Source organism: Martelella radicis, assembly GCF_014196625.1.
GTDB lineage: Bacteria > Pseudomonadota > Alphaproteobacteria > Rhizobiales > Rhizobiaceae > Martelella > Martelella radicis.
On sequence record NZ_JACIDZ010000001.1, the window covers coordinates 725,188 to 743,216 of the forward strand.

Here is an 18,029-nt window from a genome sequence, read left to right on the forward strand (position 1 = left end):
ATTGAAATGCCATCAGCGAGCACTTCACCGAACGTAATCTGATTGTCGTGCTGCGGGCTTGGCATTCAATATTCCGACGCTCGCCTTTGCCGTGCTTTGCATCAGCACTGGCATCGCGCTCTCGCGCCCGACCTTCATGGCGGGCCTCTCCGTCGAGGTTCCTCAGGCACGGCGAGGCGATGTCATGGGCGCGATCCAGTCCCGCGTCGCGGTGACGGACATTGCACGCCCGATCGTTGCCGGCTTTATCCTCGGATTGGGTCTTTACGGAGTATGGATCGAGGCGGTGGTGGCGATCGCGCTGACCGGAGCGTTCATCGCATACACGCGCCTGCGTCGCGACGATGATCCCGAGGCAATAGAAGCCCGAACTGACACCGAAACCTCGGCGCATGGCGACAGCGCGCCCTTAGATGGACCGGCATCGAGTTCGAACTAATATTCGCTGGGATCTACGGATTTGATCGCATTCTCACCGATGAAGGACGGCGGCGAACGCGTTGCTTCGGCCGCTTTCGTCTTATCGATTCGAAAAGCGGTCAGACTGGATACGGCCCCCTTTGCGCCAGCCAGAAAACCCTTAGCGTGCGGCCGGCAAGCACCGTCCACTGCTGCGATTTCCTTGGGTGGCCCGTACAGAACTTTACCCCTGCCCTAAACTTTAGCCCTGACTTTAGGCTTCGAATTTAGCCTCAGACTGGGCAACCCGCGCGGTGCCAAATACCCGCAGGGCAAGGGGTTGTAGGAAGGACCCAATGTTCGTTTCGGGGGGCAGCCCGCCCCCGTCGTGTTATGTCGGGGATTGCCCCGCATCGACGGAGCAGAGCCCCATACACGAGGAGACGGACCATGGGAGAGGATACATTATTTGTCGGGCTTGACGTCCACAAAGAGACAATCGCTGTCGCTGTTGCGGAAGGCATACGTGGCGGTGAAGTGCGTTATCTCGGAGAGATTAAGAACTCACACGAAGCCGTTCGACGTCTGGTCGCCAAGCTCGGAAAGCATGAAGCCATACCCCGCTTCTGCTACGAGGCCGGTCCTTGCGGCTATGTCCTTCACAGGCAACTGACAGATCTCGGTCAGGTTTGCATCGTCGTTGCTCCATCTCTAACACCGGCGCGCCCTGGTGACCGGGTTAAGACAGACCGCAGAGATGCCGTCCTGCTGGCACGCCTGCATCGCGCCGATGAGCTCACCGCAGTCTGGGTTCCCGATGAGGGACATGAAGCGATACGCGACCTGGTGCGGGCCCGCACGTCGGCGATGGAGAATCGGCGTCGGGCCCGACAACAGCTTGCCGGTTTCCTTTTGCGGCACGGCCGCATCTACAGATCGGGGCTAAACTGGACGAAGAAACATCGGCTATGGTTGTCAACGCTCCGATTTGGACATCCTGCACATCAGATCGTCCTGCAGGAATACGTCGACGCTGTCGATGATGCCGACAAGAGGCTTTCCCGGCTCGAAACACAGATAAAGATGTTAATCCCAGAGTGGTCACTGGGGCCAGTCGTGCAAGCGATCCAGGCCATGCGTGGCGTGAGGCTCATCTCAGCCGTCACCATCGTCGCAGAGACCGGCGATATAAACCGTTTCGATACGCCGCGGCAGTTCATGAGCTATCTCGGTCTCGTGCCATCAGAGTATTCCAGTGGAGGCAGCACCAGAAGGGGCGGAATCACCAAGGCAGGCCCAAAAGAGGCACGACGCGTCTTGATTGAAGGTGCATGGGCCTACCGATGCCATGCGGCTGTCGGATCAGAACACTCAGGCAGACTGGAGGCACTTCCCAAACCTGTCAGAGACATCGCTTGGAAAGCACAGATCAGACTGTGTGCCAGATACCGGCGCCTGAGTTCACGCGGAAAAGTGCAGACTGTTGTAACCACAGCAATAGCCAGAGAGATGGCTGCCTTTATCTGGGCCATCGCACGCCATGTTCATCCGGCGGCGCCCGCCGCCTGACGATGGGATTGAGAGCAGAGAAAGGGGAAAAAGTTCAGTTCATCATCAATGACGCGTATTACTGGGGGCAGAGCAATCCAGGGAACCCTCGAGGGTCCTTAGTGACCGGCCACTCTTGCAGAGTTGGCCGACGTCCGCAGGAAGACAGCAGGCGAGCCCAAGACGGATCATCGGTCCTGCGGTAACCAACCCGCGTATCAGAGTGTGATCTACCGTCGTCTTATCTGCTCTGCCCCCTGCAATACGCGTCGCATAAACTTCCAACACGGCGGGGCACCTGCCCCGTCAAACGGATCAGTGTGCAAGAAACTTGACAAACGAACATCAGAGGACCCGCGGATTGCCTGCCCCCTGCCCTGACGACAAAGAGCGGGTCACCGAAGCAACCCGCTCTCATCAGTCTCATGCGGAGCACCCGTCCCGCTGATACGCTGCGATCGTGCCGAGATCCCGACGGGATCATCTTCGACCGTCAGGCGTATTGGCTCACACCTTGCCGATCACGGCAAGCGGCACGACCATCGGCGTCAGCCGGCCGAACAGATCAACCTCGACCACGACATCACCCTTGCCCTTGCTGTTGGCCGTGACCACCGTGCCGACCTGTCCCTCGAAGATCCCGTCGCCGATTATCACCCGGTCGCCGGCTGCGACCATGACATCGCTGTGGCGCTCATAATCGAAGTCGCCATTGTCGGCCTTGCGCATGATCTGAGCCACCTTGTCATCTGAGACAGGGTAAGGCGTCTCCCAGCCACCGAGAATGGCGATGACATGATCAAGCCTCAGCAGGCCTCTGAGCGCCCTCGCCGTGCTGACAAAGCGGACAAGCACATAGCCGGTCATCAGCACTTCGTCCCTGACCGGCAGCATCCGCCCGCGCCTGCGCCTCTGCTTGCCCTTGCGCATCGGCACAAGCGCCTCGGCGCCAATGTCCTTCAGAACCGTCTCCACCTGCTGCTCATGGCCCGGATGAACCGCTGCCACATACCATGTCGCCTGGTCATGGGCTTCCGTCAGGGCATGCTGCTCATCAAGCCGCATGCGTCTGAGGGCTGCATCCCGTTCCAGACGCCGAAGGCTGTCCTTGCCGAGTTCGGCCTCAAGGCTCGTCATATCCCGTGTCATTGTGCTGCTGCCCCGCTTGTCCGTCCGATCCGTTCCAGCCTGTCGAAGAAGGCAGCAAGCGCCGCCTTCGGTCCGTCCTCATCAGGGATGGGCGGGAAGTAGACCCATTCCACCCGTCCCGTATCGGGTAGCCATGGATAGCCATGGGCATGATGCTCCGCCTCCCATGCCCGCCAGAGATTGCCATCCACCCTCACCTGCTCGAAGTCTGCACCAAGCAGCACGGTTTGCGGGGAAACCCTGACACCGCGTCCGGGATAGCGGATGGCCTGTTCATGCATGGCATTGACGGCAGGCCAGCCCATTTTCTGCATGCGCTCGCGCCAGAGTGCCTTGCGGTCTGCCCTGCCATCGGCAATCTGGCTTTCCTGGAAGCGGGTCAGCGGTGGAAGCCGGGCGCAGGGATCAGCAAGCCGGATGAAGCGTTCGGCCATCCATGCCTTGCCGAAGGTCGCGGCAGTCGACGGGCCTGTTGTTGCCTCCATCCCTTCCGGCACCTCCTGCCAGCGCCGTTCCTTCAGATAGGTGCTGGCAGCAAACTTCACCGTCTGTCCCTTCATCGCCGAGAAGCTGAGAAAGGCGGGCAGCAGGGAGGCAGCCGCTTCACGCTCTGAATGTTGAAGCGCCTGCCATTCGGCAAAGGCGCGTTCATCACTGTCATCGCCAAAGGTCGGCCATTGCCGGTAGAATTTGAGGAAGGCCTTTCTGACAGTCTTCCGGCTTGACGTATCGCTCTCAGTGTTCATCGGCTTCCTCCTTGACCATGCGGGCTGCTGCAGCATTGGCCAGCATCGCCCTGACGGAGGCTGCCTTCTTCCGGCGACGTTCGCGTTCCTCCTCGCTCATCTGTCTGGTGAGACGCCTGCGCTCTTCCATGGCCTTCAGCCGTTCCCGCTCCAGCACCAGCATCTCCCGGTCATGGCGGGCGGCCTCGTCGATCATGGCGGAAAGCTCTGCCGGTTTGGGCAGGAAGGAGCGATAGCGCTCATAGCGTCCAAGCCTGAGGTTCTCGAACACACGGCGCATGGCGGCGATCGGCTTGCCGCACAGCACTTCGGCATAAAGCTCAGGCGCCATATCCGGGTCGATACTGTCTGGCACCACGAAGCCGCGTTCGATCAGCTTTGTCAGCATCAGGTCTGACTGGTAGCTTTCAGCCGGTTCAAGCGCTGCCTTCAACCGTCCAGTCTGATCTGTCGATGTCGATGATGTCTGCAGTTGCGTTGCCATTGTCCTGCCTCATGCGCTTGTGGAGGGCTTCGCTGACCCGCCTGTTGTGGTCCCGGATCTGTTCGGAGCGTGATTGCCTGCCGGAGGAGGATGGCGGCGCTCTGGCTGGTGCGGCTGCCGGCCTGTCGGTCCAGCGGTCCTGATTGAGCCATGTCGAGAGATTGCACCACGGCCTGTCATCGCGTTTGGCGACGTAGCGCTTCAGTCCCTCCATGATCGTGTCGAAGTCGGCGCGCTGGCGTGCCGAGGCCCAGGCCTTTGCCGCTGTCTTGCGGGCGACCTTCTGCGGGTAGAGCGGCCAGACATGGGTGTCGAACTCGGCTGTCAGGCCGGTGATGTCACCGCCATGACGGCGGGAGCGGCGTTTGCGGTCTGTGCCTGTCGAGGCTGAGGATGACCCGGTTTGTTGGTTGGCATCAGTTGCCTCGTCTGCATCGAAGGCTTCGGAAGCTCCGACCCTCCCTGCCCTGTCCGGCTTGGCGCTGAGATCGGCCTCGGGTTCTGCCTCGAACAAACCCTTGTCCGCCGGTTCGGGGGGAACTTTCTTTTGGGCCCCTTTAGGGGCCTTTTCTTTAAGGGGGGAATTTTTCTCTTGGGGGGTATGGGGGGTGTTCTCTTTTGCCGGCTCGCCAGCAAAACCCGTCACCGTCTTAAATTCAGACGCAGGCGTCTTAAAACCGTCTGAAGCCGTCTTAACCTGCCCGTCTAGCGTCTTAATCCCGTCTGAAAGCTTCTTAGTAGCGTCTGAATCGGTGGTTTTAAGACGCTGTTCAGACGCCTTGCGCCGTTCATAGTAGCGACGGTTGCGCGCACGCCGTGATGCGCCGGCCTCTCCACAGGAGCTGCCAGCGTCATCGACACCCGTTCCGGTGCTGTCGTCGGGTCCGACAAACACAGGCTCGCGTTCGGCCAGTGCCTGAGCCGTGCGGCCGATCAGATCGGCATCGACCCCGGCACGCACCATATCGGCAATGAGTGCGGCAACCTGAGACATCAGCCGAGTTCCCGTTCGACCCGCTTGCCGAGACGATTGATCTCGTCGGCCTTCTTCGAGATGTCCATCGCCATCTTCACCAGCTGATCATGCGCCTCGCAATGGCGCTTGCGGGCGGCCATGAAGCCAGCATGAAGACGCTCGAATTCTTCCCTTTCCTGCCCATAGCGATCCAGCAGCGGGTTGCTGCCCTCAGGCCCGAAGAAGGCCTCTCGCACCTCGCTCACCCATGCCCGGGGAACGTTGAGGTCACGGGCCACCGTCGTATCCGTCCATGAGCCCCCATAGGCATTGTCACCATAGACGTCATCCAGCTTCTCCATTATGATCCGGCGATCATCCCGGCCCATCTGCGGCGGGAGGTCAGCCTGGATACCTGGAGCCTCGGTCGGGGTTGGCGAGGCGGTGATCGCTGTCGTCTTTGCTGCGGCCTTTGCCGTTGCCGCCTTTGCCGTTGTCTTGCGCGGTCCTGCCGCCATCGTGCCGGCTCCTTTCGTCGTCTGTTTCCTGTCTGAAGAAGATCTGCGGCTGCAGGCCGGGCAGCGGTCCTCGGCCGGTGTCGCACCGACCAGCCAGCCATGGGCCCCAAAGGCCGCAATCGCCGCCGCCGGCTCTCCCTGCCTCAGCGCTGCCGTGGCCGGCACATAGCCCGCCGCCTCACAGCAGCCACAGACAATGCGCAGTGCCGATACCCGGCTGCTGCCGCTGGCAATGCCAGTGCGTTCGAAGTGGCGGATATGTTGGGCGTCGGCTTGCGTTGGTTTTGTTTGTGCTGATAGGTGGCTCATGCGGAGGCCTCCTGCATGGCTTTGCCGGCATGACCGCCCCATTGCTCTGCCATGGCATCGGCGATGCCCGGATATGTTCTCGAGCGCAGACGCCAACGGTCCGTTCCGGGTGGCGCGCGGTGCACGATCGACCAGCGCCTGTGATCATCCGTTCCCGGCTTCGGCGGTGTCAGCCTGTCTGTCGGCATCAGCTTCGGCAGGCCGCGCAGATAGAGCGAGGTGGCCTTGAAGGCCCTGTCGCCGAACCACCAGGGCTGGACCGTCTGGGCCGGCGGTTCATAGCCGGCAATACGGGCTTTGGCATGCCGGTGCATGACCGGGTTCTCGACGGCAACCCTCTCGATCCTCGCATTCCAGCAGGCAGCAAACAGATCGGCCCCTTCATCCAGGAGCCGCCACATGATGGCGCGGCGCTCTTCCGTCGAAAGGACCGGCCATGCCTGCCGTTCTTCTGCCGTTGCCTCGTTTGGCGGATTGGTCGGCGGTCCGGAAAGCCAGCGCACCCCGCTGTTGCAAAGCCGCGTACAGGGCGGATGCATGACCGCCAGAAGGTCCCAGCCATCATCAAGGATATCCCGGATGTCGCAAACGATATGCCGGTTGCTGCCATCTTCGGCCGGAAGAAGGTCGCATGACCAGACATCATGGCCGCGTGCGGCAAAGGCACGGCGCACCATGCCGGATGTCTCGCAGCCGATCAGGATCCGCATCGGATGATCTGCCGCGATCACGGCAGTCGTTGCACTGGCGCTGTCAGTCCTAGCCATCCCGTTCATGCCGCCCTCCCCGGTGTCCGGTACATCAGCTTCAGATGCTGCGGGCAGTAGGCAGAGCCCTCTGCTACCGGTCTGCCGCAACATGGTGCATCGGGACCAAGGGCATCCTCGCCACCGGTGATGATCATACGGCACTGGAATTCGCCGCAGTCGATGAACGGAACCGTCTCCGATCCGGCAAGCTGCATATGCCGGGTGTCATAGGCACGGATGGCTGCACGCCGGCGTGCCTCGATCCGGCGCGCGGCTGCCAGCTCCTCTTCTTCTGCCGTCGGGTATGCAGGCTGTTGATGCGTTGGCGCTTTGATCCGCCCTCGCCCTGCTTTCCCGTTCTTTGTGGTCTTGCCGACCTGTGCTGCCTTTGCCGTCTCACTTGCCGGCTTCTTCGGCGGGCCCGGCTTGCGGGGAAATGCCCCCTTGGGAAAGCGTTCGGGATTGCGCGAGACAAGCCCGGCAATCACACCGCGCGAGACATCAAAGGCGGCAGCAATCACCGCAAGCGTCTCGCCTCCGCGATACATCTTCGCCATCCGATCAAGCGCTTCAGGGTTCCAGCGTGTCATCCAGCCTCTCCGTTCCGTTCGGGATGCCCGCCCCTTTGCCAAAACAAGCGGCGGGACACCCGAGCGGAACGATCAGCTGAACCGTGGCTTTCGCCGCCAGTCGACCGCCGCCTCGACAGCCTCCATGCACAGCGCATCCATATCGTCTTCGCTCAGTTGATCGGGATCGATGGTCTGGAGGATCCGGATGGTCTGAGAATCACGCACTGGCAGCCATGCATCCGGCCGCAGTCTGATCTCGCCTGGCATCACCCGGTGTGAGGGTGCTTCGGCAAAGGGAAAGGCGCCCTTCATCGTGCTGCCCTCCCCTTGAGGACATCCAGACCACCGCCGGCAATCGCATCGATCAGGCAGCGCTTCAGCCGGTCATGACTGATCTCCTTGTCGGAAAGCTTCTCAAGGCAAAGCCTGGCTTCCGTCGGCGTCACATGGCCATCCGACAGCGCCTCCAGAATGGTTCCGGTCAGATCGCTTTCACTCGCCTGATCACCGGCAAGGCACTGGATCAGCGACAGCGCGCGTTCACGCCGCTCTCCCGAACCGGAAAGCCTGCGCCCCGTCACAGACGCCATTGCCGCTGTCACCAGCGGCGCATCGGTATCCTCTTCCAGGATCCGCACCACCGGGATCGGCATGATGTCGGTCTCACGCTTGCCGTTCCAGCGGCCGACGGCACTGGTTGAACGGCTGGTGATCAGGGCCACGCGCTCAATCCCGCCGGCCCGGCGGATCAGGTCACGCTGGGCACAGCGGATAGCGAGGATGAACGGATCGATTGCAGGTTCTTCGGCCATGTCTTTCCCTTTCGAAGACACAAAAAGACATTCGCGCCGGGAAAGGCCCGGCGTCGTTTCCCATGGCGGGAGGGTGGATCGCGGTTTAGGGTCGGATCAGTCGAACAAAGCCGCTAGGGCGGGTGCAGTCGGGAAGGACAGGATGACAGGAGTGCTGCAGCCTGCGAGCGCAATTCACAGCAGCGCCGAAGCAGGCTCCCACAAGCCCTGCTCCGGCGCACCCGGCACAAGCAAGCCCGAAGACTGCCCGTGCATCGCGCGCTACAACAGGCCACGGGAGATGTGGCTCTGCGCGCGCGGAGTCGGATGTCAGGAAAAGAAAAAGGCCGTGCCTGACGCAAGGACATTGGCACGGCTTCACCGGAACGAAACCGGCAAGGTGTCCGCGCGGATCTTTGGACACACGCGGATTGGGGGGATATGGAGAGAGGTGTCAGGATCATTGGGGAGCCACCGTTTCCAAAAAAGCGAAACCCTTTTTGCTTGGCCCCTAATGATCGCAGGCCAAAATTGCCGCTCCGCAAAGCCGCAGCTAAACCAACATCGGAATAATCAATCAAAATGACTTGAGCCCGATTTCGTAGTCTCGGGATCTGATTTGCATTCCGCGCACTTTCCATAGCCCATGTTATGCATAACGCATCTACTCCAGTCAAGTCGAAACGCATCTATATATTATGCAAAATGCACATCATGGATCCAGACCTGCGACCCGATGCGGCCATTCGACTAGAAACGGCCCGTAAAAAACGAGGCTTTCGCTCCGCCAAAGCAGCGGTGGACTATTTTGGCTGGTCGTACCCAACCTATAAGCAGCACGAGCAAGGCATCAGGGGTATTGGCCGAGCAGCAGCAAAATACGCTAAAGCATTTCGCGTAAGCGAAGGGTGGCTCTTAACCGGAGAAGGCGATGGGCCCGGTCCGACGGTTCCAATTGTTTCATTCACCCAAGCTGGAAAACTCAGCCCACCAAATGGCTACGTCGAATCCGATGAGTTTGTGACAATTCCCGCTGGTGGCCTGCCGCACGGTGACTGGATTGCTATACGTGTGCAGGGAGACTCCATGGACCTATTCTCCCCTCCCGGCTCACTGATCTTTGTAAACCGAAGCGAGCGTGAAGCCGTTGACGGCGCATTCTACGTTGTCACCACGGACGATGGGGAAGCTACCTACAAGCGATACCGCAAAGATCCTGAGCGTCTTGAACCGGAATCCACGAACCGGGACCATAAGGCTATCTATCCGCGCTCTCCGCTGACAATCATTGGGCGCGTTCGGCGAACGCTATACGACTTCCCCGGCTAACCAGAACCACAGAATGCCTCATCAGAGGAAGGTGCCTTTGTCATTGTGAGGCCCTTGCTTTACCGCGCGTCCGACATCAGAGCGTTATCAATTATCAAAAAATATGCAATAAGCATATTTTAGTTGACAGCATATTTATGCATGTTGCATCCTTCTCTTATCGGACCCGCTGGCGTGTGCTTTACCTCTCGGCGAAGGGAAGGAACAACTATGAAGCTGCTCACCATCTGCATGACTGTTACAAATGATCCCTGCGATAGACGATGGTTGATTGACAAATCTTCATCTTCGAACATCAACCTACCCCGCCCTTTGAATGCCGAAGTCAAATCTCTCCAAGCGGCGGGACAGCGAACGGCATCGTGGCTCGGCTTCGTAGTCGGCCTCTGCTGCGGAATGAGCATCACCGCTGTCCTGGCGATTTCCATCCTTGGCAACTGAACACCACTGCCAGCATAGCGAATGGAGGCTACGATGAGCGTCTATCTGATCAGGGCATCAGAAACCAAGAAGCTACATGGCATCGTCTGGGGCAGTCTCGACCAAATCTGGGATGTCGTGGACGAGATCGAAGAACCCGAGTTCTTCGAATACGCGAAGCTAAAGCCCGGCGGCCTGATCTCACCAACCGGAATTGATCCTGCAAAATCATCCGAGACCCGCTTTAGCGAGATACCGCCCCTTCCAAATGGTGGTTTTCTGCCCGCTGACCTCGACCCTTCAGAACGGACTTTTGATGCACTATTCGATCCAGACGACCTTCGCTGGCGCCGCTTCGATGATACTCTAGGCAAGCACGGAATGGTTTCCCGGATCATGGCGAGTATAGATGCTCACAATGGTGATACACCATGAGCGCCCAGATTGCTTCACTTTCGCACAGCGCCTCGCCAAGGCATTCCATAACCGATCGACGCTCAGCGCGCGAACGTCTGGAAAGCTATCGTGCGCTAGTCACCAGCGCCGCCCCACTTGCTGACGTCATGGCCGACACGGAAGGCATGCACCTAGAGGTATCCGGACCGGACGAGCCGGAAATCATCTGCTCGCTTCCGCCGTCCTGCCCATCAGACAACCGCGAACTGATCCGTCGACACATCGATATCCCGGCTGATCTGATCGGCATGCTGGATGCAGCGGCGCGTCGCGATGCGGAGCGTCGCCGCGAGATAGAGCGGCTAAGGCAAGCACTGGAAACAAAGGGCGGCAAGCTCACGAAGGACTATGCCGCCGAGTGCGCCATGAAATGCGCCGACACTGCCTTTAGACAGTTTTTGATTGAAAGACACGATCTGCCGCACGCTGCCACAGAACAGACGGCTGCCACGCGCGTGAGATCCGTCCTCGCTATAGACAGCCGTGCGGCGCTCAACTCAGATCCCGACGCCGCGTCGCGATGGCGAGGGATTGTTCAGGACTTCGAAATGTGGAGTAGGGGCAAATGACAGATACGATCCAGCTTGAAGACATGATCGATCAGGACACGCTCTTAAACAAATATCCTTGGCTGTCGACCCACATCGTCAGCCGCTGGCGCACGAAAGGCCACATCCGGTTTTTCTGTGGCAAGGAAGGAAAGCTGGTTTATCCTCTTGGCGACATCGAAACGGCTCTGGGTAGGGAAATGGTATGGCAGCATCAAGAAAGCCAAGATTGTTCGAATACCGCGGACAGTGGATCGGTGAAGAGCCCGGCCGCGTCGGTTTCTATCGATACTGGTATGATCAGCGAACCCGCAAGGTTAAGCGAAGAGCGCTCGAGGCGCAGGATATTGAGGAAGCAAAAGAGGAGCTGATCGATATCCTCGGCAGTGCCGGCGCTTCGCGCGGCGCACCGGAAGCCGTCAGCATCGCTGATGTTATGGCCCACTATTTGGAGCATAAGGCCGAACCCAAAGGACCACGCGCTGCAAGCGCCGCAAGAAGGGCGGCAGAACTCGCTCTGGAAGCTGCCGAAACATTCAGCTCACACCCGACCGTGGCCCATCTCACCCGTCTCAATCAGCAGCGCATGTGGGCATACATGAGCAGCGAAAACGGTTTGAGCCCGAAATCGATCACCACCTACATGATTTCGGTTCGTGCCGCCGTCAACTTTGCCGCCATTCCGCAGATCGTCGCGGTCGGAGACGAGAAACAGGAGGTTCAACTTCTGACCTCAGCCACCCCGATTTTCTGCAATCAGTCGGAGATCGCCGATCACGTTGGCGGAGAGATGTCACGGCCACGAGACTACATTCCAACTTTCGAAGACCTTGGCCGCTGGATTGACCGCATCCAGCACGAGGATGATTTTCGCTATGTGATCATCGCGCTCAACACGGCAGCAAGAAACGAGGCGATCTTCGACCTCCGCGTCGATGGCCAGGTTGATTTCAATAGCGGAACGATCGATCTCAACCCGCCCGGCCGTCGCCAGACGAAAAAGCGGCGCCCGGTGATTCGGCTGACCACTGGCCTTGCGGCCTGGCTGGACCATTGGGGAGATGACCGACCAATCCGGCAATATCAGGATACGGTCGAAAAGCGGCTGAACGCCATGGGAAAAGATTTGCAGCCGAGAGACCAGGACGGTCGCTTGCTTGCCCCGCTCGGCATGCCTGGCATGACCTGCTACACGCTCCGGCACTTTATTGCGACCAACATGCGCCGCGCAGGCATCGAGGTCTCACGCGAGCAGCGCTCGAAATGGCTGGGTCACGTTGTTGCCGAAGGCTCCCGGACGACCGACTGGTACGAAAAATTCGACCCCGACTACCTGGAAGACCCAATGCGCGCCACGGAAATGATCATCCAGAAACTGCAGAATCACACGCACAAAAGCCTGCTTGCTCCCACCATGCACTCACAAGGAACACTTCGCGTAGTTTCAGGGCATGAAAAATAATAGCAATTTCATAATGATAAGTGGTCGGAGTGGAGAGATTCGAACTCCCGACCCTCTGGTCCCAAACCAGATGCGCTACCAGGCTGCGCTACACTCCGACTGCGGTCCGGATACACTGAAGGTCCTTGCGCCGCAACAGGAAAATGGCTTTTGCAAACAGGCGCCGCCTAATCAGAAAGCGCGGGGCCGGTGACGCGATCGCCGGACTTCAACCCGTAGGCCGCCGCCTCACCGCCGCCAAGCTCCAGCACATAGCGCACCGGCTCGGATGAACTGATGACCGCCTTCGAGCCCGGCACGGCATTTTCGTGGTAGCCGGAGACCGTGCCGTCGGCGCGGATGAACACCATGTCGAGCGGAATCAGCGTATTGGCCATCCACATCGAAGCCGGACGGTCCACGCCGAAATCGAAGATCATGCCGTGATCTCGGGCAAGCTCGGTTCTGAACATCAGCCCGCGCTGTCGCTGGGGTGAACTTGTGGCGACTTCGACGGCAATAGGATAATCACCGTTCTCGGTATGAAGCGTCAGCTCGGAGACCGGGAACCGCACCGTCTGGTCCTGCGCCAGGCCAGCGCCGGCAGGCAGAAGCGCGAACAGCGACAGCAGCAAAGCAAGTACTCTCCGGCGCATGGGCTTTTTCATCTCACATCCTTTCAGGCAAGGCCCGCCCCATACATAGGCTGGTCCAGACCGCGCTTCCTCACGTGAACGAAAGCTGAGACCAGATAGAGCCGGGCATCAAGCGAAATCTGCCTGTCTTGAGAAATGTCGCGGGCTTCGCACCTTCGCTGGAGGGACCTGCGTACAAGCGGCAGCCGAAAACCTAGTGCGTGCTGCGGTTCGGCGACGGCATGTCGGGATGAACTTCCGCAGCCATCAGCCCCTTCGGCCCCTCGCCGAAACGCACCAGCACGCTCTGGCCGGGCACGAGCTCGGTAATCCCGTAGCGCCTCAGCGTCTCCATATGCACGAAGATGTCCTCCGTGCCTTCCCCGCGCGTCAGGAAGCCGAAGCCCTTCTCGCGGTTGAACCATTTGACCAGAACCCGTTCCAGCCCGCTCGAAGGCTCGACCTGGACATGGGTCTTGACCGGCGGAAGCTGCGAAGGGTGAACCGCGGTCGACTGGTCCATGGAAAGGATACGGAAGGCCTGAAGGCCGCGCTCGCGTTTCTGCACAAGCGCCACCACGCGGGTGCCTTCCAGGATTGTCTGGTAACCGTCGCGTCTGAGGCAGGTGATGTGCAGCAGAATGTCCTCCATGCCGTTATCCGGCACGACGAAGCCGAAGCCCTTGCCGACATCGAACCACTTCACGAAACCGGTGACCTCCAGCAGTTCATCGGTTTCCGTGCCCGCCTCTTCACCGGCCGAGTATCGTTCTGCCTCAGACCTTTCGGCCATACCGCCCCGCTCCTTGAAAAAACCCGGCTGCGAATTAACTGATTCTTGTCATAAGAATAACATTCATACTGCGGGTTCCCGCAAGTTCTAAACGCAAAACGCGTCCATACGGGTCCCGTCCCCATCCTGATGCCCACCGGCGAACAAACAACAGGGAAGAGAACAATGCACTATCTCCACACAATGGTCCGCATTACGGACATCGACGCATCGCTGCGTTTTTACCGCGACCTGATGGGCCTGAAGGAGGTGCGCCGCATCGACAATGACAAGGGCCGGTTCACGCTGATCTTCCTCGCCGCGCCGAAGGACCTGGAAAACGGCGATGGCGAACATGTGCCGAAACTTGAACTCACCTATAACTGGGACCCGGAAGAGTATGCCGGCGGCCGCAATTTCGGCCACCTCGCCTATCGCGTCGAGAACATCTACGATTTCTGCCAGAAGCTTTCCGATGCCGGCGTGATCATCAACCGTCCGCCGCGCGACGGCAACATGGCGTTCGTTCGCTCGCCCGACGGTATCTCGATCGAGATATTGCAGGAAGGCGATCCGCTTGAGCCGAAAGAGCCCTGGGCATCGATGGCGAACACCGGCAGCTGGTAGCAGAAGCGATGCCGCGCGAGAACGCGCGGCATCTTCCCATTAAAATCAACCAGTTACATGCGGGCCTGAAGCAGGCATTTCAACATGTCGATTTTTTGAAGAAATCGCTGTTTTACGCTTGCAGCAATTCTATTGCCTGATTATAAGGGCGCCCAGCGAACGCACGCGCCCTTCGTCTATCGGTTAGGACGCCAGATTTTCATTCTGGAAAGAGGGGTTCGATTCCCCTAGGGCGTGCCATTCGCGCATGGTCGCAAGATCGTGTTGCAATGGGTCCGAGGCTCAGCTTCGGATGACGTGTTTTCGCCGACCGGCGGGATTGCCCAAAGCGATTTCGCCAAACATGAGATGCGCGCCCTTCGTCTATCGGTTAGGACGCCAGATTTTCATTCTGGAAAGAGGGGTTCGATTCCCCTAGGGCGTGCCACTCATATTCTTCTGCCTGACGGCAACCACCCCTGTGATACAGAGATGGCGACCGCCAACACATGCCGCATGTCCCGCGCATGCGCCCTTCGTCTATCGGTTAGGACGCCAGATTCTCATTCTGGAAAGAGGGGTTCGATTCCCCTAGGGCGTACCAGTTATCCACAGCTCTGTTGCCGCCTCCTGTCCGCCGCCCTCTTGTCGAGCAAGGGATCGGGCCACTCTTGCCCCTTGCGCCACCCGCCCTTTATTGGCATTGCATATTAGGTTACCGCGCACTTTCGAAAGCGGCGAAGGCGTCGGAAACCGCCAGGACATTGTCCCGGAACGAGGAGCGGGCATGCATCTGATTCACGAATCGATCGCGATGATCGAGCCCTACCTGCGCCATTACGGCGTGGCGGCGCTGTTCGTCATCGTCTATCTGGAATCGCTCGGCGCCCCCCTGCCCGGCGAAAGCGCCGTCATCGGCGCCTCGCTTCTGGCCTCCGGCGGGCAGTTGCCGATCGAGGGCGTGTTTCTGGCAGTGTTCATCGGCGCCGTGCTCGGCGACAATACGGGCTATGCGATCGGGCGCTATGGCGGTCGAACAATCGTCGAGCGCTATGGTCGCTATATCGGCTTCAACGATCAGAGACGGGAATGGATCGAAGGGCTCTACGACAAACACGGGACGGCCGTCGTGGTCGGGGCGCGCTTCGTGGTGATTCTGAGACAGTTGAACGGGATTGTTGCCGGCATGATGGCAATGGCATGGCGCCCTTTCCTGCTGGCAAACATCGTCGGCGCGCTTTTGTGGACCAGCGTGTGGACCGCAGCGCCCTTCGTCTTCGGCGATTTCTTCGCCGCGCATTTCCACGACCTGATGAAGTAGCCGCCTCAGCCGCGGATCATCCGATCGATCTTGACCGCATAACGGTCAGTCATCCCGGACACATAGTCGGCCAGCGTATGCAGTGCGGAATACGGATCGCGCGCATGCCGCAGGTCTATGCCAAGGGCGCGCTGCAACTGACGGGGATAGCCGTCGATCCGGTCCTCGACGAAATCCGCTTCGGCAAGCGCTTCCAGAACGGGTAGCACCCCGTCCAGAATGCGGTGTACCAGATTGCGGCCCATCACCTCCAGTTCCGTCTTGCGCGGAGACGTAAAGATACGCTCGCTGGCAAGAGCCTCAATCGTGGCGAAGGAATCTGCCTGCGCCGAGGCGCTGACGAGCGCACCGGCGAACTGACCGCCCATGATCGCATTGTAGTTCTCGGCAAAGGCAGTGCTGCATGCCTCGAAGGCCTTGTTGATCGCGACCGCCCTCAAAACAGCGATTTTTTCCTGGGGCGTGTCGCCGCGATCATCCTTCGGTGAAAATCCGGCGACGGCGGAAAGCAGTGGCGCAACGTCGCCATAACCGAGATCGCCCGTGGTAAAGGCATCCTCAAGATCGAGGATATTGTAGCAGATGTCGTCGGCCGCCTCGACCAGATAGACCAGCGGGTGGCGTCGCCACCAGCCTGCCGACGCATCGCCGGCAAGAAGGCCGGTTCTGGCGGCGACGGTCTCCAGCGCCGCGCGCTCGGTTTCGAACACGCCGAATTTCTTCAGCCCGCTGTCGCGCACTGCGATCGTCTGGCGGGTGCGCGCCGTCACCGGATATTTGAGGAAGGCGCCGAGCGTGCCATGCGTCAGCCGCATGCCGCCGCGCCGGTGCATTTCCAGCCCGGCGATGATGCGGAAGCCCTGGGCGTTGCCCTCGAAGGCCTCGAACTCCTCGGCGAAGCAGGTTTCCCGGTCAGCAAAAAGCCCACCGCCGCGGTCGAATTTTTCGGCAAACCAGGCGCCGATCGCCGCCTCGCCGGAATGGCCGAAGGGCGGATTGCCGATATCATGCGCCAGGCAGGCAGCATGGACGAGGCCGGCGACGATCGCCTGTCCGCCCTTCTCGACCTTGCCTTCCTGTTCCAGCCACCAGCCGACCTCGAGCCCGAGCGAGCGACCGACGCTCGCCGTCTCGACGGAATGGATCAGACGGTGATGGATATGGTCGTTATCGTAGAGCGGATGGACCTGGGTCTTGTTGGCGAGCCGCCGGAAGGGCGCCGAAAAGGTGATGCGGTCTGCATCCTGGTCATAGGCGGGGCGGCGCGGCTTGTCCGACGAGGAGGTCAGAAACAACCGTTCGAGATCGAGCAGTTTCGACCATTCCATCGTCGTCATGAGATTTCCCTTGCTATCACGGCTTCGTTGCAGCCGTCGCTATTCGGCAGCCTTGCCCTCGGTGTCCGCGTCGGGCGCGTCTTCTGCCTCTTCGTCACGTTCAAGCTCGTAAGCATAGCCCTCGAGCATGGTATAGGCCTGCTCGATCGCCTCGATCTGGTCCTCGGCATTGCGGATCGCCTCGGTGATCGACTCGCTTCTGGAGCGCAGCATGGAGCCGAGCACGTCGGTTGTCGAACTGTCGCGCTTGCGACGGCCGAGCCGGTCCATGTGCTTGCGCACGCGGGCGCGATGGCGCTCAAGCTCGAGGATGTGGAAGCGGCTTTTCAGAATGTCGTCGGAAAGCTTGCGACGCATTGCCGCAACCGGATCGAAACTGCCGGGCTCGCGATCGTCGAGGATCATCTCGTTGACGAGCGGCTCCAGCAACATCAGCCCCTTCAGGTCCTTCGGGTCGGCAAGCTCGGGATCATAGCCGGTATCGTCAAAGACCTTGCGCCGGACGGGGTCCTTCAACAGGTCGTAGGACGCCTGAAGACGGGCGAAGCGTTCCTCGTCGCCGCCGCTGTCGGGATGGGCTTCCTTGGCCAGACGACGATAGGCCGCCCGCACGGTCTTCTCGTCGCAATCATGGTCTACGCCAAGCACTTCATAGGGGTCGATCAAGATGTTACCCGTCTCGCCGTGTCGATCAAAGTCCCTCTGAACTACTCTGCCATCGCCGCCGGTTCAAGCCGAAAGCCGGCCTGCCCGGCGCCCCTTCCCCTTGAATTGGCGAAAATCACCCTATTTCCATGGCATGGTTGAATGCACGACACTTTGGCGCCGGAAATTTGACATTCCACCGCCATAATTCTACACAGCGGAGGCCGCTCGATCGTTGAATTGACAACAGACAAGGCGGCCTTGTCGGGCTCTCTTGAGCCCTGGGGTATCGCGGACAT

At 59.9% G+C, this 18,029-nt stretch carries 22 protein-coding genes and 4 tRNA genes; 12 read left to right on the forward strand and 14 right to left on the reverse strand.

Going from position 1 to position 18,029, the window contains the following annotated elements; translation table 11 throughout:
* The first annotated feature begins 58 nt into the window (after positions 1 to 58).
* The gene (locus GGR30_RS03260) at positions 59 to 439 is read left to right on the forward strand and encodes an MFS transporter (protein ID WP_246413519.1); all 381 of its coding nucleotides are present in this window, start codon (positions 59 to 61) and stop codon (positions 437 to 439) included.
* Positions 440 to 849: 410 nt separating this feature from the next.
* Positions 850 to 1,968 (forward strand): IS110 family RNA-guided transposase, encoded by a 1,119-nt coding sequence (locus GGR30_RS03265; RefSeq protein WP_183482482.1) that lies wholly within the window; start codon positions 850 to 852, stop codon positions 1,966 to 1,968.
* Between the two features lie 486 nt (positions 1,969 to 2,454).
* Here GGR30_RS03265 and nusG read toward each other — a convergent pair whose 3' ends face one another.
* The 9 genes from nusG to GGR30_RS03310 form a co-directional block, all read right to left on the reverse strand.
* On the reverse strand, positions 2,455 to 3,096 hold the full coding sequence (gene nusG / locus GGR30_RS03270) for a transcription termination/antitermination protein NusG (RefSeq protein WP_183482483.1): 642 nt from the start codon (positions 3,094 to 3,096) through the stop codon (positions 2,455 to 2,457).
* Entirely contained in the window at positions 3,093 to 3,842 is a 750-nt protein-coding gene (locus GGR30_RS03275) for a hypothetical protein (RefSeq protein WP_183482484.1), read from the reverse strand. The genes nusG and GGR30_RS03275 overlap by 4 nt, the downstream gene beginning before the upstream one ends.
* The gene (locus tag GGR30_RS03280) at positions 3,832 to 4,326 is read right to left on the reverse strand and encodes a hypothetical protein (protein WP_183482485.1); all 495 of its coding nucleotides are present in this window, start codon (positions 4,324 to 4,326) and stop codon (positions 3,832 to 3,834) included. Before GGR30_RS03280 ends, GGR30_RS03275 begins: the two co-directional genes overlap by 11 nt.
* Entirely contained in the window at positions 4,259 to 5,320 is a 1,062-nt protein-coding gene (locus GGR30_RS03285) for a hypothetical protein (protein WP_183482486.1), read from the reverse strand. The genes GGR30_RS03280 and GGR30_RS03285 overlap by 68 nt, the downstream gene beginning before the upstream one ends.
* Positions 5,320 to 6,108 (reverse strand): hypothetical protein, encoded by a 789-nt coding sequence (locus tag GGR30_RS03290; RefSeq protein WP_183482487.1) that lies wholly within the window; start codon positions 6,106 to 6,108, stop codon positions 5,320 to 5,322. The genes GGR30_RS03285 and GGR30_RS03290 overlap by 1 nt, the downstream gene beginning before the upstream one ends.
* Positions 6,105 to 6,875: a hypothetical protein gene (locus GGR30_RS03295; protein ID WP_246413548.1), complete on the reverse strand. Its 771-nt coding sequence runs from the start codon at positions 6,873 to 6,875 to the stop codon at positions 6,105 to 6,107. The genes GGR30_RS03290 and GGR30_RS03295 overlap by 4 nt, the downstream gene beginning before the upstream one ends.
* Positions 6,876 to 6,880: 5 nt before the next feature.
* On the reverse strand, positions 6,881 to 7,447 hold the full coding sequence (locus tag GGR30_RS03300) for a GcrA family cell cycle regulator (RefSeq protein ID WP_183482488.1): 567 nt from the start codon (positions 7,445 to 7,447) through the stop codon (positions 6,881 to 6,883).
* 72 nt (positions 7,448 to 7,519) lie between these two features.
* Positions 7,520 to 7,741 (reverse strand): hypothetical protein, encoded by a 222-nt coding sequence (locus GGR30_RS03305; protein ID WP_183482489.1) that lies wholly within the window; start codon positions 7,739 to 7,741, stop codon positions 7,520 to 7,522.
* On the reverse strand, positions 7,738 to 8,241 hold the full coding sequence (locus GGR30_RS03310) for a hypothetical protein (RefSeq protein ID WP_183482491.1): 504 nt from the start codon (positions 8,239 to 8,241) through the stop codon (positions 7,738 to 7,740). The genes GGR30_RS03305 and GGR30_RS03310 overlap by 4 nt, the downstream gene beginning before the upstream one ends.
* Positions 8,242 to 8,934: 693 nt before the next feature.
* On the opposite strand from GGR30_RS03310, the gene GGR30_RS03315 reads away from it, so the two are divergent.
* The 5 genes from GGR30_RS03315 to GGR30_RS03335 all read left to right on the forward strand — a co-directional run bounded on the left by GGR30_RS03315 (position 8,935) and on the right by GGR30_RS03335 (position 12,435).
* Positions 8,935 to 9,549 carry a helix-turn-helix domain-containing protein gene (locus GGR30_RS03315; protein WP_183482493.1) on the forward strand — a complete coding sequence of 205 codons (615 nt, stop codon included), beginning with the start codon at positions 8,935 to 8,937 and terminating at the stop codon, positions 9,547 to 9,549.
* 210 nt (positions 9,550 to 9,759) lie between these two features.
* A complete protein-coding gene (locus GGR30_RS03320) occupies positions 9,760 to 9,990 on the forward strand; it encodes a hypothetical protein (protein ID WP_183482495.1) in 231 nt (76 codons plus the stop codon).
* Positions 9,991 to 10,023: 33 nt separating this feature from the next.
* Positions 10,024 to 10,404: a hypothetical protein gene (locus GGR30_RS03325; RefSeq protein ID WP_183482497.1), complete on the forward strand. Its 381-nt coding sequence runs from the start codon at positions 10,024 to 10,026 to the stop codon at positions 10,402 to 10,404.
* Entirely contained in the window at positions 10,401 to 10,994 is a 594-nt protein-coding gene (locus GGR30_RS03330; RefSeq protein WP_183482499.1) for a hypothetical protein, read from the forward strand. Before GGR30_RS03325 ends, GGR30_RS03330 begins: the two co-directional genes overlap by 4 nt.
* A 184-nt stretch (positions 10,995 to 11,178) precedes the next feature.
* Positions 11,179 to 12,435, forward strand: coding sequence for a site-specific integrase (locus GGR30_RS03335; RefSeq protein ID WP_183482501.1), 1,257 nt, complete (start codon positions 11,179 to 11,181; stop codon positions 12,433 to 12,435).
* Positions 12,436 to 12,456: 21 nt separating this feature from the next.
* On the opposite strand, the gene GGR30_RS03340 is transcribed toward GGR30_RS03335, so the two are convergent.
* The 3 genes from GGR30_RS03340 to GGR30_RS03350 all read right to left on the reverse strand — a co-directional run bounded on the left by GGR30_RS03340 (position 12,457) and on the right by GGR30_RS03350 (position 13,842).
* Positions 12,457 to 12,533, reverse strand: a tRNA-Pro gene (locus tag GGR30_RS03340).
* Between the two features lie 69 nt (positions 12,534 to 12,602).
* Entirely contained in the window at positions 12,603 to 13,082 is a 480-nt protein-coding gene (locus GGR30_RS03345) for a DUF192 domain-containing protein (protein WP_183482503.1), read from the reverse strand.
* A gap of 181 nt (positions 13,083 to 13,263) precedes the next feature.
* Positions 13,264 to 13,842, reverse strand: a complete 579-nt coding sequence (locus GGR30_RS03350; protein WP_183482505.1) for a cold-shock protein — start codon at positions 13,840 to 13,842, stop codon at positions 13,264 to 13,266.
* 165 nt (positions 13,843 to 14,007) lie between these two features.
* Here GGR30_RS03350 and GGR30_RS03355 point away from each other — a divergent pair, with 165 nt between their 5' ends.
* The 5 genes from GGR30_RS03355 to GGR30_RS03375 all read left to right on the forward strand — a co-directional run bounded on the left by GGR30_RS03355 (position 14,008) and on the right by GGR30_RS03375 (position 15,748).
* Positions 14,008 to 14,448 (forward strand): VOC family protein, encoded by a 441-nt coding sequence (locus tag GGR30_RS03355; RefSeq protein ID WP_183482507.1) that lies wholly within the window; start codon positions 14,008 to 14,010, stop codon positions 14,446 to 14,448.
* A 165-nt stretch (positions 14,449 to 14,613) separates the two neighbouring features.
* Positions 14,614 to 14,688, forward strand: a tRNA-Glu gene (locus GGR30_RS03360).
* A gap of 112 nt (positions 14,689 to 14,800) precedes the next feature.
* Positions 14,801 to 14,875: transfer RNA gene (locus GGR30_RS03365), tRNA-Glu, on the forward strand.
* A gap of 81 nt (positions 14,876 to 14,956) precedes the next feature.
* Positions 14,957 to 15,031: transfer RNA gene (locus GGR30_RS03370), tRNA-Glu, on the forward strand.
* Between the two features lie 204 nt (positions 15,032 to 15,235).
* Entirely contained in the window at positions 15,236 to 15,748 is a 513-nt protein-coding gene (locus GGR30_RS03375) for a VTT domain-containing protein (protein ID WP_183482664.1), read from the forward strand.
* Between the two features lie 5 nt (positions 15,749 to 15,753).
* Here the strand turns inward: GGR30_RS03375 and dgt are convergent, their stop codons facing one another.
* Both dgt and GGR30_RS03385 read right to left on the reverse strand, forming a co-directional pair.
* Positions 15,754 to 17,085, reverse strand: a complete 1,332-nt coding sequence (dgt, locus tag GGR30_RS03380) for a dGTP triphosphohydrolase (RefSeq protein ID WP_210287911.1) — start codon at positions 17,083 to 17,085, stop codon at positions 15,754 to 15,756.
* A 39-nt stretch (positions 17,086 to 17,124) separates the two neighbouring features.
* Entirely contained in the window at positions 17,125 to 17,751 is a 627-nt protein-coding gene (locus GGR30_RS03385) for a J domain-containing protein (RefSeq protein WP_183482509.1), read from the reverse strand.
* Positions 17,752 to 18,029 lie beyond the last annotated feature (278 nt).

Coding starts and splice junctions, on each gene's coding strand:
- GGR30_RS03265 (WP_183482482.1), top strand. CDS start 850: ATGGGAGAGGATACATTATTTGTCGGGCTTGACGTCCACAAAGAGACA.
- nusG (WP_183482483.1), bottom strand. CDS start 3,096: ATGACACGGGATATGACGAGCCTTGAGGCCGAACTCGGCAAGGACAGC.
- GGR30_RS03275 (WP_183482484.1), bottom strand. CDS start 3,842: ATGAACACTGAGAGCGATACGTCAAGCCGGAAGACTGTCAGAAAGGCC.
- GGR30_RS03280 (WP_183482485.1), bottom strand. CDS start 4,326: ATGGCAACGCAACTGCAGACATCATCGACATCGACAGATCAGACTGGA.
- GGR30_RS03285 (WP_183482486.1), bottom strand. CDS start 5,320: ATGTCTCAGGTTGCCGCACTCATTGCCGATATGGTGCGTGCCGGGGTC.
- GGR30_RS03290 (WP_183482487.1), bottom strand. CDS start 6,108: ATGAGCCACCTATCAGCACAAACAAAACCAACGCAAGCCGACGCCCAA.
- GGR30_RS03295 (WP_246413548.1), bottom strand. CDS start 6,875: ATGGCTAGGACTGACAGCGCCAGTGCAACGACTGCCGTGATCGCGGCA.
- GGR30_RS03300 (WP_183482488.1), bottom strand. CDS start 7,447: ATGACACGCTGGAACCCTGAAGCGCTTGATCGGATGGCGAAGATGTAT.
- GGR30_RS03305 (WP_183482489.1), bottom strand. CDS start 7,741: ATGAAGGGCGCCTTTCCCTTTGCCGAAGCACCCTCACACCGGGTGATG.
- GGR30_RS03310 (WP_183482491.1), bottom strand. CDS start 8,241: ATGGCCGAAGAACCTGCAATCGATCCGTTCATCCTCGCTATCCGCTGT.
- GGR30_RS03315 (WP_183482493.1), top strand. CDS start 8,935: ATGGATCCAGACCTGCGACCCGATGCGGCCATTCGACTAGAAACGGCC.
- GGR30_RS03320 (WP_183482495.1), top strand. CDS start 9,760: ATGAAGCTGCTCACCATCTGCATGACTGTTACAAATGATCCCTGCGAT.
- GGR30_RS03325 (WP_183482497.1), top strand. CDS start 10,024: ATGAGCGTCTATCTGATCAGGGCATCAGAAACCAAGAAGCTACATGGC.
- GGR30_RS03330 (WP_183482499.1), top strand. CDS start 10,401: ATGAGCGCCCAGATTGCTTCACTTTCGCACAGCGCCTCGCCAAGGCAT.
- GGR30_RS03335 (WP_183482501.1), top strand. CDS start 11,179: ATGGCAGCATCAAGAAAGCCAAGATTGTTCGAATACCGCGGACAGTGG.
- GGR30_RS03345 (WP_183482503.1), bottom strand. CDS start 13,082: ATGAAAAAGCCCATGCGCCGGAGAGTACTTGCTTTGCTGCTGTCGCTG.
- GGR30_RS03350 (WP_183482505.1), bottom strand. CDS start 13,842: ATGGCCGAAAGGTCTGAGGCAGAACGATACTCGGCCGGTGAAGAGGCG.
- GGR30_RS03355 (WP_183482507.1), top strand. CDS start 14,008: ATGCACTATCTCCACACAATGGTCCGCATTACGGACATCGACGCATCG.
- dgt (WP_210287911.1), bottom strand. CDS start 17,085: ATGACGACGATGGAATGGTCGAAACTGCTCGATCTCGAACGGTTGTTT.